Here is a 16275-nt window from a genome sequence, read left to right on the forward strand (position 1 = left end):
GCGCCACGGCACCGGCCGACTCCCGTGCGGTATGCGTTACTTGGAGAATCCGGCGGTCAGCCCGGCGACCAGCTGCCGCCTGGCGAGGACGAAGACCACCAGCATGGGAAGGGTGGAGAGCACCACCGCGGCCATGGTCGCGGGCACGTTGATGCCGAACTCGCCCCGGTACAGGGTGAGGGCGAGCGGCAGTACGGCCTTGTCGCCGCTCTGGGTGAGGATCAGGGGGAAGAGGAAGCCGTTCCAGACCTGGAGGCCGTCGTACACGGCGACCGTCACCAGCGCGGGCCGGGCCATCGGCGCGGCGAGCGAGAACAGCATCCGCCAGTCGCCGGCGCCGTCCACGACCATCGCCTCGAACAGCGAACGCGGGATGTCCCGCAGGAAGCTGACCAGGATCATCACCGTCACCGGCAGCGCGAACGCCGCCGAGGGCAGCACGATCGCGAGCAGGCTGTCGTACATGTGCATGCGGATGATCAGCAGGTACACCGGGATGATCACCGCCTGGAGGGGGATGGCCAGGCCCAGGAGGTAGAGGCGGAAGGTCAGGCGAGACCAGGGGTTGGCGTGGCGGACGATCGAGAACGCGGCCATCAGGGCGACGACGATGACGATCGCGACCGTGGCGACGGTGACGATCACGCTGTTGAGCAGGTAGGTCGTGAACTCCCCGTCGAGGACGGTCCGGTAGTTGTCCAGGCTCGGCCGGCCGGGCAGTGCCAGCGGGTTGCCCGTGGTGAAGTCGGCCTGGCCGCGGAGGCTGGTCACGACCACCCAGTACAGGGGGACGACGACCAGCGCGGTCCACAGCAGCGTGGCGCCGCCGGCGGCGGTACGGCGCAGGGTCGCGACGACGGTGCTCACATGCCCTCCTGCTGGCTGTCCATCCGGGTGAAGCCGGACAGGCGGGTGGTCAGCAGCGACAGCGCGAGGCCGAGGACCACCAGGATGGTGGCGATCGCGCTGGCCCGGCCCATGTCGTGGGTCTGGAAGCCCGTGATGTACATGGCCAGCGGCAGCACCCGGGTCGCGGTGCCCGGGCCGCCGGTGCCGCCGGACAGGACGTAGATCAGGTCGAAGTAGGTCAGCGACCCCACCAGCATCAGCGTGCTCGACGTGACGAACGTGTACTTCAGCTGCGGCAGCGTGATCCGCAGCAGGCGGGTGAGGGGACCGGCGCCGTCGATGGCGGCGGCCTCGTACAGCGACACCGGGATCTGGCGCACGCCCGCTTGGTAGAGCAGCGCGTGGAACGGCACGAACTGCCAGGCGATCACGAAGACCACCGTGTACAGGGCAAGTTCGGGCGAGCCGAGCAGGGGCTGGGCCAGCCAGTGCAGCCCGGGGGCGGCGCCGATGCCGAAGGACGGGTCGAGCAGGGCCTGCCAGGTCAGGCCGATCGCCACGGCTGACAGCAGCAGCGGCAGGAACCACAGCACGGCGAAGAACGCGCGCAGCCGGCCCCGGGGCGCCTGGAAGAGGCCGAGCGCCAGTGCGAGGGGCGTCTGGACCAGCCAGCTGACCACCATCACCTTGACGGTGAGCCACAGCGCCTGCCAGGTGGCGCCGTCGGTCAGCACACCGGTCCAGTTGGCGAGGCCGGACCAGCCGATCGAGCCGAGGCCGTCCCAGCGGGACAGGCTCAGCACCAGCACACCGGCCAGCGGGACCAGGCCGAACAGACCGAACAGGAGCAGCGCGGGCGCGGCCATCAGCAGACCGCTGTGACGGCGGCGCCCGGGGCGGCCCGTGGCCGGGCGCGCCCGGTGGGACGCGACCGGCCGCGACGTACGCACCACGGTGGTCACTACTGCGCCGCCTTGCTCATGGCCGTGCTCATGGCCGTGCCGAACCGCTCGGGCGTGATCTGCCGCAGGAACGACTTGTCCACGTTGGTCAGCAGCGGGTCGGCCTGGTCGGAGGGGAGGGCCTGGTCCCAGGAGAGCTGGAAGTTCGGCGAGTCCTGCACCAGGTCGTAGACGAAGGTCAGCCACTTCTTGTCGTCGGCCGACGACACCGCCGCCAGCTTGGCGTCCAGCTTGTTGACCGGGGGCACGCTGCCGGCCGCCAGGTAGGCGTCGACCTGGGAGTCGTTCAGGACGTAGTCCTTGAGGTAGGTGAGCGCCGCGGACTTGTTCCCGCTCTTCGAGTTCAGCGACAGGAAGTTGGAGGGGTTGCCGACGATGTCCTTCGGGTCGCCCTTGCCGCCGGACAGGGACGGGAAGGCGACGTAGCCGAGGTCGTTCTTCGCGAAGTCCGGGGCGGCCTTGACGATGTTGGCGTACTCCCAGGTGCCCATCAGCTCCATGCCGGCCTTGCCCGTGTAGAGCAGGGCCGTGGCGGCGCCCTGGTCGTAGCTGACGGAGGAGGCGTTGTCGCCGAAGGCACCGGCCTTGGCGAGCTCCTGGAGGCGGGTGTTGGCCGCGGTGACCGAGGCGTCCTTCCAGCCGGCCGCGGAACCGGCGGCGATGTGGTCGAACACGTCCGGGCCGCCCTCGCGGTCGAGCAGGTACTCCAGGTACATCAGCGTCGGCCACTTGGAGTTGGCCGCGAGGGAGACCGGGGTGACGCCGGCGCCCTTGAGCTTCTTCACGTCGGTGAGCAGGTCGTCGTACGTCTTCGGGGGCTGGAGGCCGGCGCTCCTGAAGACCTTCTTGTTGTAGTAGAGGACCACCGGGGCGAGTCCGTTGGCGGGCACGCCGTAGGTCTGGCCGTCGAAGGTGGCGCTCTTCAGGACGCTCGGCGTGAACCGCAGCAGGTCCACCCGGGCGTCGGTGAGGGCGTCCACCTTGCCCGCCTTGACGTAGTCGTCGAGGGCGCCGCCGCCCCAGCTGAAGAAGATGTCCGGCGCCTGGTTCGCGCCGAAGGCCACCCGCAGCTTCTGCTTGTAGTCGTCGTTGGCGAACAGCCGCAGCGTGATCTTCGCGTCCGGGTGGTCCTTGTTGTACGCGTCCACCGACTTCGCAAGGATCGTCTGGTCGTTGAGCGCCCACATCGTCAGCCCCTTGGCCGACGCGCCCCCGGACGACCCGGCCGGCCCCGAAGTCCCGCACGCGGCAAGGGACATGGCCGCCGCCACGGCGATCGCGGCACCGATCCCGCGCCGCACTCCGGGAATCCCCGCACCGCTCATTCCATGCACCGGAAATCCGCGCATTGTCTGCCTCTCTTCTCTCGGCATGCCGTATTCACTCGCCAGGCAGTCGGGCGGCTGGTGCGAAAAGCTTTCGGACGCCGTCACCACGGATGGCCTGTCTGCTGGACCGGGACACTGGCACGTAATTCACGCCGGGGACAAGGAGGGGAAATTCCTCGGTTACGAAAGACTTTCGCACCCGCGCCCGCACGTCGGCACCGCGCGAACCCGGAGAACCGGAGCAGGCCCAGACCGGCAGCCTCGGGTCAGATGCCGCAGAAGAGAAACACGGCCTGACGAGGATGGTGATCGCTGGCGCGGTCTCGTCATACTCCACGCGCACGTGGGGGCCGGGCCCAGCGGAGTCTGGGCCCGGCCCCTACCTGTTACGGCTTGGTGGGTTGGTCAGGTGTAGTAGCCGCTGGAGTCGACGATGAAGTCGGCGGTGCCGTCGCTGGTGTTGTAGATGCTGATCTGTCCGTTGGTGTCGGTGGGGGTGAGGGTGAGGTTGGCGAGGGTGTCGCCGGTGCCCCAGTTGAGGTTGTTGATGATGGGTGTGGGTTTGCCGACGGCGGTGGGGTAGACGGTGGCGTAGCCGACTGCGGTGGGGTTGGTGACGGTGAGCATGGCGGCGATCGTGGGGGTGGTGGCGGTGGTGACTTGTTGGGTGTGGGCGGAGGTGAGGTTGTAGGCGGTGTTGGGGGCTACGGGGGTGGTGGTGCCGCCGATGCCGTTGCGGGTGTCGACGAGGCGGGTGGGGTTGATGGTGTGGAATTTCTGGCCGGTGGTGCCGGTGGTGTAGTAGCCGGTTATTTCGGCGATGACGGCTGCGGCGCTGGTCTGGACGGAGATGGTGATGGTTCCGCCGGTGCCGATGGGGACGTCGCCGGCGAGGGAGGTGATGGCGTTGCCGGCGCTGAAGCTGAGGCTGTGGGCGGAGGCGGGGGTGTATCCGGTGGCGTAGGTTTCGAGGTATCCGGTGTCGGTGGCGCTGGCGGCGGCGAGGTTGACGGCGACGGCGGTTGCGTTGCTGGGTACGCCGTTCAGTCCGGTGATCTGGAGGGTGAAGGCCGTTCCGGCGGCCACGGTTCCGGTGCTGGTCAGGCTGGTGTGGGCGACGCTGGATCGGGTGTCCAGGACACGGACCGCGCTGGTGAGCGGGGTGTAGGTCTGGTCGCCGGTGAGGGTGGCATCGCTGGTGAAGTAGCCGGTGAGGTCGACGACCAGGGCGGCGGTGCCGTCGCTGGTGTTGATATGGGTGTAGAGGTCGATCTTGCCGTCGTTGCCGACGGGGACGATCTGGTAGCCGGTGGCGGTGGTGTGGGCGGCGAAGTTGGTGGATGAGGTCTTGGGGCGCTGGGTGCCGTCGGCGTAGGTGGTGATGTAGCCGCTGTCGGTCTCTCCGGTGACGGTGACGTCGACGGCGACCGCGGTGACGGTGCTGGGGATGGTGGTGGGCGCGCCGCTGACGGGCGTGGTGACGGTGTCGCCCGCGATCTTGAGATGGGTGACGGAGTCGGCGGGGACGGTGCTGGTTCCGGCGGTGATACCGCTGGTGTAGGTGAGCAGGCTGCTGCTGCGGGTGTCGAGGATGCGGGTGGGGGTGACGGCCTGGTGGTAGCCGGCCGGGGTGTAGGGCTGGGCCGGGCGTACGGTGGCGCCTGTCCAGGTCTGGGCGCGGGCGAGTTCGCCGCTGAAGTAGTCGGTGCGGGCGGAGGCGTTGAGGGCGTCGCCGAGTTGGAAGTTGCCGCTCGCGCCGGTGGTGGGGGCGGTGTGGTCGGTGTAGCCGACGAAGACGTCGTCGACGTAGAGGCTCATGACGCCGGTGGACTGGTTGTAGGTGGCGGTCAGGTGGGCCCAGGTGCCGAGGTGGACGGTGCCGGCGGTGACGGTGTCGAAGTCCCAGGTTGTGCCGGAGCCGGTGTTGAGGCTGAACTGCCAGCCGTCGCTGGTGGGCAGGAGCAGGATGCCGGAGTCGGCGCTGCCGCTCTGGGAGAGGACGGCGCCGCCGTAGGCGGTGGGGTCGGCCCAGATGGACACGGTGAAGGACTTGGTCAGGTCCAGGGCTTTGCTGCCCTGGAGGTAGTCGTGGTCGGCGGAGTCGAGTTGGACGTCGGGGTCGAAGAGGCCGCCGGTGGGGGCGGTGACGCCACTGGTGCCGGTGAGGGTGATGGCGCTGGTGGCCGCGTCGTCGGCGGTGTGGGCGGTGATGTCGTAGTCGTTGAGGGGCCAGTCGTGGGTGTCGGTGCTCAATGCCTGCCCGGTGGGCGTGGTCCACGTGGCGCTGGTGCCGGAGAGGGCCATCTCATGGGCGGTGGCGGTGCCGGTGCTGCTGACGGTCCACAGGTCGGGTGTGCCGTCGTTGTTGATTTCGGCGGCCTGGAGGGTGGGCTGGCTGGCGGAGTCCCAGCCGGTGGCGGCAGCTTCGACGGAGGTGAGGGTGGCGTCGGTGGCGCCGTTGGAGAGGGAGTCGTAGGTGAGGGTCTGCAGGTTGTCGGCGCTGAGATACCACAGCTGGCCGTGGGAGGGGTCGCTGGTGTCGGTGCTGGTGTCCCGGGCGAACAACTCGGGCAGGCCGTTCGCGTCGAGGGCGCTGGTGATGGTCCAGCCGCTCCAGCCGGTGGTGCAGCTGGTGGTGGTGGCGGTGTTCTGGGCGAGGCAGTAGGGGTTGTAGTCGGCCAGGTCGGCGGCCTGATCGGCTCCGCGGTAGATACCTGCGACCCCGGTGGCGTTCTCGTCGTACAGGTGGCCGTTGATCACCAGGAGGAGGTCCGGATAGCCGGTGGTGTCATAGCCGTTGACGGTGTTGTAGAGGCCACCGCCGGTGGCGAGGGAGGTGGCTGCAGTGGTGGTGTCGGTGGTGGTGCCGTCGTCGTTGAAGGTGGTGTCGGTCAGGGCGAAGACGCCGGCGGAATTGGTGATGGGCAGGGAGTCCACGGGCTGGAGATTGGTGCCGTCGCCCTGGCCGCCCAGGATCTCGCCGCTGATGGCGCCGGTTGAGGTGTCGTAGTCGTAGTCGAGGACGTCGTTGAATCCGGCGCCGGTGAAGAAGTGGCCGGTGATGGCCTGGGTGCCGGTGAAGGAGGTGGCGGTCTGAGTGGTGGAGACGCCGTTGCCGTCGATGCCGATGTTCCGGGCGACGGTGTCAACCTTTCCGCTTCCGGTGCCGGTTGCCTGCCAGAGCCCTGCGGGCAGGGAGTTCTTTCCGCCTATGGTCAGCAGGTCGGCGTTGCCGTCGCCGTTGAGGTCGTCGGCGGTGGCGGTGGCGGGCGCCTTGGCGATGAACCGGTAGTCGTAGGTGTCGCCGATGTTGCCGCTGGTGCCGACGGCGGTGACGGTCAGGACATCGGTCTGGGTGGTCGGCTTCAGGGAGACGGTGGCCGTGTAGGGGCTGGTGGTGGAGGCGGGGACACTGACCGGATTGCCGCCGTTGAGCTGGTAGCGGTAACTGCCCGGCTTCGTACTGGTGTTGGTGTCCGTGATCGTGAAGCTTGCGGCGGTACCTACCGTGCACTGGCTGTCGCCTGAGGGGCTGTCAGTGAGTTCGGAGCACTGGCTCGTGGTGGATGTGACGGGGGTGATGGTGGGTGGGCCGGGGGCGGTGGGGTCGTAGTAGAAGTGGCAGATCTTGGACTGGTCGCTGGTCAGGTCATGGTCGGTGACGGTGAGGTACCAGGCGAACTCAGTCTTCGCGGTCAGTGCTTGGAAGGGCCCGGAGCTGCTGGTGTGGGAGTACAGGGTGCTTGCGGTGGTGCCGCTGGTGGCGTCGATCGCCCGGGTGTAGGTGGTGCCGCTCGCCATGTTCTTCAGGGTGAAGTTCGCGGTGAGCTGGCTGGTCGTGCCGTCCGGGTCGGAGACCCCGGCGCGCAGGGTGACGTCGCCCAGGCCCAGCGAGGTAGGGGTGGCAGCGGTGCAGTTGGTGGTGGGGCTGGTAGTCAGTGAGGTGGGGGTGTTGGGGGTGTGGTCATAGGTGGTGGTGATGGTGGCCTGCTTGCTGAACTGCTTCCAGGCCAGGTCGTTGCCCTCGTCGGCGGCCTTCAGCTCAAAGGTGGCCTTCGACCACTTGCCGGAGGCCGCCTGCTCCATGAGCGCGCGGATGTCGAAGGTGACGTCCGCGGGGCCGCAGTCGGTGGACCAGCCGTGGGCGACGGTCTGGGTGTCGAGCTCGCCGATTTTGAGGTGCGTGGGCTGGTTGTTCCACGTGGTGCTGGAGGAGATCGGGTTGGTCGCGTAGAGGTCGACCTCTTCCTTGGTGCAGGACGCCGACCAGTTCTCGTAGAAGGAGATCTTGGAGGAGATGACGTCCTGCGCGCCCCAGATGCTGCTGTGGATGCTGGTTTGGAAGTAGGCCCGGTTGGTGGAGACGTCGGGGGTCCAGTCGGTGTAGCCGACGTGCAGGGGGCCTGGGGTGGAGGCGGCGGGCTTGTAGAACGAGGTGCCGGGCCATTCACTGTCGACAAACGCCCACGCCTGGACGGTGTCGGTCTGACCGGAAGGCGTGAACGTGGGGTCGATGAAGACCGGGTAGACGGTGTCCTTGCCCCTCAGCAGGGTGCGTTGTGGTGTCAGGCTGATGTGTCCGCGGTGGTAGGCGGCCTTCAGACTCGCCTTTTGGGCCGCGTCGCCCGGCGACACAGGGCTGGAGGCGAGGGGGACCCCGCTGCGTCTGTCCACGGTCTGCCCGGAGTGCGGGTCGGTCGTCTTCGGGGTGTTCGCGGCGGGTCGGCTGGAGTCCCACATGGTGGGGGCAGTCGCCGAGAACAGGGTCTGCCCGTCGTGGTCCTTGGCGGTGATGTCGCCGGCAGCGTCACTGGCCAGGGTCACGCCCGTGGCCTTGGTGGCCAGGGTCAGGTCGGTGAGTGCGGGGTTCGCGGCAGCGGCGGCGTTCTTGACGACCAGGACCTCGCTGAACCCGCCGGTGTCCTGCGCGGTCACCGCGAGGTCCACGCCGGGCAGCACGTCGTGGTATGTCGCCGTGGCATCCGACAGCGCAGGCGCGTGCAGAGTGAACGCCGCCGGGAGGGAGACGGCCAGGGAGCCGCTGCCGGCCCGCATGGCGGCCAGCGGATCGTCTGTGCCGCCGCCGGCCAGGGTCAGCGAACTGGTGGACACCTTGGGGGAGATCGAGCCGTCCGCATGACGCACGAGCGTCGCATCCAGGCTCTTCCACGTGCCGTGCACCAGTTTGCGCACCGGTGAAAGGGTCTGTCTGAGCGTCAGGGTGCCGTTCGGGTTCGCGGTGAGCGTGGAGGAGTCCGTCGTGGCGGCCGTCGCCTGGACCGGCTTGCCGGTGGCCCGGGCCTTCGCCAGAGCCTGTGCCTCACTCAGCCCGGCGGAAGCCCCGGCCGATGTGCGGGCGTTCGCGTCGGAGTGTGCTGTCGGGGTGGCCGCGTTCGCGAGACCGGGGAGACTCAGGGCGCCGGTGACGGCGAGAACCGTCGCCCCGACGACCACGCGGCACACCCACGAACGGGGAAGAGATTTCCGCGAATTATTTTGCACTTTCTTTCCCCCACGCATTCATGACGATGGAAAATTCCGCGAGCAATACCCTCGACCGGTATTCGCTGACCTCGCGCATGAGTCAATTGATTGCAAAGTTCTCTTGGTGATCTCGTGGCGATCCATCGGGTCGTGCATCTCGTTTCGATGGTGGCGCGTGATCACGGTATTGGCTGGTCGGGGCGGCGCTACCGTATGGGTTTCACGCGGTTTGGCATGTGTCTATGTGTCACGGATCACAACGTGTGCATGCCTTTGATGTCTGCTTCTGGTGAAGTTTGTGGAGCTTCTTGGGGTGATTTTTTTCTAACTTCTTATCCTTCGGGATTGAACCTTCATGTATTTCTTTCCGTCGGGCGAACAGTCATCGGCGCGGCCATAGGCCGAGGTGGCTGTTCGATATTTCGGCATGTCGTCATGACGAGGGGGAGGCCGTGTCCGGTAGACGTGCGCGCGGAAACAGCGGAGCAGCGAAAGTCCGATACCGGCGCACGGCCGGGAGGCATGTGGCGGGGTGGGCGGTAGTACTGGCCTGGTGCCTGTGCCTGACTGCGGCCTTCGGATCGACGGCGACCGCGCTGCCCATGTCCAGCGCGACGGCCACGACATCGGCCGTGAAGCCGAAGGCAGATCTGGGCCGCTCGGTCACAGGGCTGAAGCCTGTTCCGCACAAGAGCGTGCGTCTTTCCGGTGCCACCCGGCACACCGTCGTGCCGACCCGGACCGCGTGGCCGGCAGCCAAGGTCAGCACCCTGAAACTCACGGCGCCGAAGCACTCGGCGACCACGGGCTCCAAAGCCACTGCGGCGGGAACACCGGTGTGGGCACAGGCCGTAGCCCCACGCAAGGGCGGCTATGCCGGGCCGACGATGCTGGGGGTATCGGTCCGGTCGCGGTCGTTGTCCGCCCGACTGGGCGTATCCGGCCCGGTCTGGTCCCTCGCTGCCGCGTCGGGCGGTGCGGCCGTGGAGCCTGGCTCGGGACGGGTCAAAGTGGGCCTGGACTACGGTGCGTTCAGCCAGGCGCTCGGCGGCAACTACGCGTCCCGGCTGCGTCTGGTGGAACTGCCCGCCTGCGCCCTGACGACTCCTCAACTGACGCAGTGCCGCAAACAGACGCCTCTGACGTCCCTCAACGATTCCAAGAACACGGCCCTATCCGCAGAGGTCACTCTCGCCAGCACGGATTCGGTGAAGAACGCCGCCGTCACCGGTGCTCACGGGACTGCTGTCCGGCCGGCGGTCTCGGCTGTCTACACCGGCTCTGTCTCCGGGGCGGCAACGGCGCAAACGGCTTCGACATCCGGCGCGGCGACGGTGATCGCGGCCACCGACTCGACCGGCCAGGAGGGCGGAGCCGGCGGCAACTACGCCTCGACCCTGTCGTCCATGGGTTCCTGGGGCCAGTCGGGGTCCTCGGGCGACTTCACCTACACCTACAAGGTGGACTCACCGGCCGCCACGACGTCGCTGGCGCCGGACCCGTCGCTGTCGTACGACTCCGGCAGCGTGGACGGGAAGACGGCCAACACCCAGGCCCAGTCGTCCTGGGTGGGTGACGGGTGGACCACCCAGGACTCCTTCGTCGCCCAGGAGTTCACGCCTTGCTCTGATTCCCCGGAGGGCAGTGCAGGCTCCGTGACGACCACCGACGAATGCTACGACGGTCCGGTCCTGACGATGTCGCTGGACGGGGCGTCGACGTCGATTGTCTACGACAAGGACACGTCCACCTACAAGCTGGCCAGTGACAATGGCGCGACGGTCAGCAAGATGACCGGTTCGTCGAACGGATCCGGCACGTACGACACGTCGTACTGGGTGATCACAGAACGGGACGGCACCAAGTACTACTTCGGCCGCAACGAACTGCCCGGCTGGACGTCCGGCAACGACACGACGAACTCGGTGGACTCCGAGCGCGTGTACTCCGCCCACTCCAGCGACCCCTGCTACGACTCAACAGCCACAAGCAGCTACTGCACCATGGCCTACAAGTGGCACCTGGACTACGTCACCAGCGCCACCGGTGACGCGATGGCGTACTACTACAAGCAGGACACCAACTACTACGGCGCCCACAACGGGGACTCCGAGGTCAAGTACGTGCGCGACTCCTACCTCGCGCACATCGACTACGGCTTCACCACCGCCACCGGCCCCTACGGCACCGTCCCCGACAAGATCGTCTACGGCACGTCGGTGCGCTGCACCTCCACCAGCACCAACTGCGGCAGCGCGGAGACCTCCTCCAACGCCTCCTACTACCCCGACGTTCCCTACGACCTCGTCTGCGCCTCCGGCGCCACCTGCAGCGCCCAAGCGCCGTCGTTCTTCTCCACCGTCCGCCTGACCTCGATCACCACCCAGCAGTACTCGGTGACCTCCAGCGTGTACGTCACGGTTGACTCCTACGCGCTGACACAGACGGAGCCCTCTACCGGGGATGCGACCAGCGCGACACTGTGGCTGTCCTCGCTCCAGCGGACCGGTTCCGACACGACGGCGGGTGGCTCGACGTCGTTGATCACTATGCCGACAGTGCAGTTCACCGGCTCCGCCCTGGAGAACCGGGTGAGCACCTCCACTTACCCAGGTCTCTTCCGCTACCGCATCACCAAGATCACCAACGAACTGGGCGGGGTGACCGGCATTTCCTACACCCTGCCGACCGCCTGCTCGACCTCGGCCACGCCGTCCTCGAACACGGCCTCGTGCTTCCCGGAGTACTGGACGCCCAGTGGCTACATCAGCCCGATGCTGGACTGGTTCAACAAGTACGCGGTGCAGGAGGTCCTGGAGACCGACACCACCGGCGGTTCGGCCATCAAGGAGACGGACTACTCCTACAGCGGTGCGGCCTGGCACTACGACGACGACGAGACCACCAAGGCCAAGTACCGCACCTACGGGCAGTGGCGCGGCTACCAGAAGGTGACCACCATCACCGGCAACGGCGCCGGTGATGCCCAGACAAAGCAGGTCGACTCCTACTACCAGGGCATGGACGGCGACTGGCTCTCGTCCACCTCGACCCGCAGCGTCTCGCTCACCGACTCCCAGAGCGGCAGCCACACGGACTCCGCCCAACTCGCCGGACAGATACTGGAGTCCACCTCCTACCTGGGTAACGGCGGCGGCGTGGACCACTCCACCATCACCTCGTACTGGATCTCCGCCGCCACCGCGACCCGCACTCGGTCCGGGCTGCCGGACCTGACCGCCAACGCGACCGGCACCGCCGAGGTGTGGACCCGGCAGCGGCTGACCGACAAGGGCAGTACCAGCTGGCGTTACAACGAGACCGACACCACGTACGAAGCCACCCGTACCGACGACGACTTCGGCCTGCCGACCTACGCCTACGCGCACACCGTGCCGACCGACCCCGACTACGACCGGTGCACCGCCACCACCTACGCCCCCGCCAACACCGGCGCCAACCTCGTTGGCCTGATTTCCGGCGCCGAGGAGGATTCGGTCGCCTGTTCCGGCTTCACCGAGGGAACCGTCACCTCCGTGCCCAGCGGGCTGAACACCCTCGGCGCACCATCCAGCGTCAACCGGCCTGACCAAGTCATCTCCGCCACCCGGACCTTCTACGACGACTCCACCTTCTCCACCGCGTTCCCGCAGGCCGCCGCCCCAACCCTGGGCCTGGTCACGATGACCCGCAAGGCCACCGACTACGGTTCGGGCGCGTTCACCTGGCGGACCACCGCGAAGAACACCTACGACAGCACATACCACCGCCTGTCCGGCACCACCGACGGCAACGGCAACACCACCACCACCGCCTACACGGTCAACTCGGCCTACCTGACCACCGGAAAGACCGTCACCCAGCCCACCGTAGGCGGCGTGGCCCACACCACCAGCGAGACCTACGACCCTGAGCGCGGGCTGACGCTGACCAGCACCGACGCCAACCATGTGGTGACGACCGTTCAGTACGACGCGCTAGGCCGGGCGACGTCGGTGTGGAAGAACTCCCGCGCTACCACCTCGCTGGCGAACCTCACCTACACGTACACGCTGTCCAGCAGCTCCATATCGGGTGTGGTGACCAACACCCTGAACGACAACAGCGGTTACCTCACCTCGGTCAGCATCGAGGACTCCCTCGGCCGTACCCGTCAGACCCAGACCTACACCCCGCAGGGCGGCCGTCTGATCGACGACACCCTGTACGACTCACGCGGCTGGACGGCGAAGAAGAACAACGACTACTGGGACTCCGCCACCACCCCCACCCTGGCCCTGGACTCGGTGCCCGACAACCAGGTCGCCGACCAGGACGTCTACACCTACGACGGGCTCGGCCGGCAGGTCTACGACATCTCCGAGAAGAACGGGTCGGTCGTCTCGACCACGACCACGGTCTACAACGGAGATACCACCACCGTCATCCCGCCCGCCGGCGGAGTCACCAAGACCACCCGCACCGACCCGCTCGGCCGCACCAGCGAACTCGACGAGTACACCACCGCGCCCACGCTCACCACGCCGCTGAACCCGGCCACCGGCGTCTTCTACCTCACCGGCGGCAGCACCACTGCCACCACCTACGGCTACGACGGTCACAACCAGCAGTCCACCACCACCGACGCCAAGAACCAGGTGTGGACCAACACCTACGACCTCATGGGCGAGGTGGTCTCCAAGACCGACCCCACCGCCGGTACCTCGTATATGACCTACGACGCCGACGGGAACCTGCTGCAGACCCAGGACTCCCGAGGTCAGTACGTCTCCTACACCTACGACGCCCTCGACCGGAAAACCGGCCAGTACGCCGCCGCCACCGCCGACCAGGCCGCCTACGCCTCCACCAGCACCCCTGGCAACCAGACAGCGGCCTGGGTCTACGACAACTCCAACACCGCTATTTCCGGCATGACTTACCCGGTCGGTCACGTCACCACGGCCACCTCCTACAGCGGCGGCTACGCCTACGTCCAGCAGGCCGTGAACTTCAACGTCTTCGGCGAATCCCTGGGCGAGGAGACTATCGTCCCCTCAGCCGCACAGGGCAGCGTCCTGGGCAAGACCTGGAAGATCACGCATTCCTACACCAGCGTCAACGGGCTGCTGTGGAACGACATCTACACCCTCGGCGGCGGACTGCCCGCCGAGACCGTAACCCACGGCTACAACAACGACGACGAACTCAACGCCCTTGTCGGCGGATACAGCTATGTACAGAGCACCGCCTACAGTGCCTACGACCAGGTCGCCCAGGTCAAGCTAGGTACCGCCAGCTCGTACGCCACTGTCACCGACGGCTACGACGCCCACACTGGAGATCTGGCCGACCAACTGGTCACCCGCTCCACCGCCACCCCGGCCAGTATCGACGAGACCGCATACGCGTACGACCTGTCCGGCAACATCACCCGCCAGGCGGAGACCCGCTCCGGCTCCAGCACCACCGCCGAAACCCAGTGCTACAGCTACGACATACTCGACCGCCTCACCAGCGCGTGGACCACCGCCTCAACCGCAACCGACACCTGCAACACCACTCCCACCAGCAGTGACCACAGCACCGTCGGCGACGGCATTACCGGCGGCACATACTGGACCAGCTGGATCTATGACGAAATCGGTAACCGGCTCACCCAGACCCAGCACACCGTCTCCGGCTCCGGCAGCGACACCGTGACCAACAGTGCCTGGTCCAGCAGCCAGCCCAACACCCTGATGGGCACCACCACCACGGGCGGCTCCACCGGGTCGACCAGCTACAGCTACGACGCCGCCGGCAACACCCACACCCGCACCACCAGCACCGGCGACCAGACCCTCATCTGGAACAACGCCGAACAACTGACCAACGTCTCCAACAGCACCACCGGCACCGCCACCAGCTACATTTACGACGCCGACGGCAACCTGCTGCTGCAGATCGACCCCAGCACCACCACCCTGTATCTCGGCAGCGAACAGATCACCCTCAACGACTCCACCGGCACCGCCACCGGCGTGCGCTACTACACCGCTCCCGGCGGCGCCACCATCGTCCGCACCGGCACCGGCACCAACTACGGCTTCGAACTCCCCTCCGACCAGCACGGCACCAACAGCCTCTACCTCGACTACACAGCTCAGACCCCCACGTGGCGTCAGTTCGACCCCTACGGCAACTCCCGCGGCACCACGACCACATGGGCCGACAACCGCACCTTCCTCAACAAGACCACCGACACCACCACCGGCCTCACCGACATCGGCGCCCGCGAATACGACCCCACCGTCGGCCGCTTCATCAGCCTCGACCCCGTATTCGAAGCCACCAGCCCCCAAGAATTCAGCGGCTACACCTACGCCGGCGGCGACCCGGTCTCCAGCAGCGACCCAACAGGCTTGTGTGCCTCGGCTGACTGCCCCACCCGCAACTGCCCCAGCTGCATCAATCGCACACCGACCGACAAGAACCCCAACTCGCCGGCACTAACCGACCACGCAGGTTCGGGTAGTACCCCCAGCAACACCAGTAGCACAGCACGCAGGAGTTCCACGGGAACTGCGCACAAGAGCTCCTCGGCTACCCAGGGCTGCGTTTACGCCATGGGCATGAACTACGGCTGCCAGACCCAGACGGTCAGTAAAACAGTGATCCCCAAGGTGGTGGAGTGCGCCGCGGGCAACGGCTTGTGCGGTGCACGAAACACTCTGTTCGCCTTCGCGATGCTATCGGGAATGATCGGCGGGTCGATGGGGGACCTGGGCGCCATCTCGGGCCGCATTGGATACGACGAGTTCGACGAGGGAATGTGCAGCTTCGCGCCGTCCACGCGTGTCCTGATGGCCGGCGGGAAAACCAAGTCGATCAGCAAGATCAAAGTTGGCGACAAAGTCCAGGCAGCGGACCCCAAGACCGGTAAACAACAAGGCGCCCGTACTGTCCAGCACGTGTGGATCAACCACGACCACGATCTACTCAACCTGACCATCCGCACCAAGACCGGCAACACCGCCACCATCCACACCACCACCAACCACCCCTTCTGGAACAACACCACCCACGGTTGGGTCTCCGCTGGTCAACTCCACCGAGGCGACGCACTCAATACCTCTGCCAACGGCCACGTCTCCGTCCTTGCTCGCCAGGTCACCTCGGGTGCTGCGAGCCGCTGGAACCTGACTGTCCAGCAACTCCACACGTATTATGTACTCGCCGGGACCACGCCGGTGTTGGTGCATAACTGCAATGAAGCAGGTGACTATCTCTATCGTGGAATCCCCAAGGGGCATCCCGCCTACGATGACGCCCTCCAGGGGCGTGCAGTTCCCAGAGGCGGGCATTCTGACCCTGGACGTCACGCTGGAGGTAATACTGAGAGCGAGTTCACCTCGTGGACCCACGACTATGAAGGCGTGGCGCTCGATGCCGCAGAGGAGCTTGGTCCGGGTGGAATCGTTCTGAGGATTCCAAGGTCCAGTGTCCCAAAGGGCATCGACACTCAGATTCACGATACGGATCTTGAATCATACGAAGAAATGGAGCATGCGCTCCGAGGGCCTGTAGGGGGCGCGGAGATCAGTATCAACAGGGGGCCGTGGACTCTGCCAGGGGGGTAGGCTCCTGCGCGAGACAGCCTGGTGGGGCTGAGTGCGAGAACTCGGCCCCAC

General features: G+C 66.8%; 5 protein-coding genes. 1 reads left to right on the forward strand and 4 read right to left on the reverse strand.

Translation table 11 applies throughout. The annotated features are described in order from the left end of the window. Nucleotides 1-36: 36 nt before the first annotated feature. The 4 genes from AB0D74_RS21240 to AB0D74_RS21255 form a co-directional block, all read right to left on the reverse strand. Entirely contained in the window at nucleotides 37-867 is an 831-nt protein-coding gene (locus tag AB0D74_RS21240) for a carbohydrate ABC transporter permease (protein ID WP_362588900.1), read from the reverse strand. Continuing rightward, the gene (locus AB0D74_RS21245; protein WP_362589083.1) at nucleotides 864-1715 is read right to left on the reverse strand and encodes a sugar ABC transporter permease; all 852 of its coding nucleotides are present in this window, start codon (nucleotides 1713-1715) and stop codon (nucleotides 864-866) included. The genes AB0D74_RS21240 and AB0D74_RS21245 overlap by 4 nt, the downstream gene beginning before the upstream one ends. A gap of 95 nt (nucleotides 1716-1810) precedes the next feature. Beyond that, on the reverse strand, nucleotides 1811-3136 hold the full coding sequence (locus tag AB0D74_RS21250; protein WP_362588903.1) for an extracellular solute-binding protein: 1326 nt from the start codon (nucleotides 3134-3136) through the stop codon (nucleotides 1811-1813). Between the two features lie 408 nt (nucleotides 3137-3544). Next, nucleotides 3545-8593, reverse strand: coding sequence for a LamG-like jellyroll fold domain-containing protein (locus AB0D74_RS21255; protein ID WP_362588906.1), 5049 nt, complete (start codon nucleotides 8591-8593; stop codon nucleotides 3545-3547). Between the two features lie 1040 nt (nucleotides 8594-9633). On the opposite strand from AB0D74_RS21255, the gene AB0D74_RS21260 reads away from it, so the two are divergent. Then, the gene (locus tag AB0D74_RS21260) at nucleotides 9634-16224 is read left to right on the forward strand and encodes a polymorphic toxin-type HINT domain-containing protein (RefSeq protein ID WP_362588909.1); all 6591 of its coding nucleotides are present in this window, start codon (nucleotides 9634-9636) and stop codon (nucleotides 16222-16224) included. The last annotated feature ends 51 nt before the right edge of the window (nucleotides 16225-16275 follow it).

The sequence above is a fragment of the Streptomyces sp. NPDC048278 genome (genome assembly GCF_040652195.1).
GTDB lineage: Bacteria > Actinomycetota > Actinomycetes > Streptomycetales > Streptomycetaceae > Streptomyces.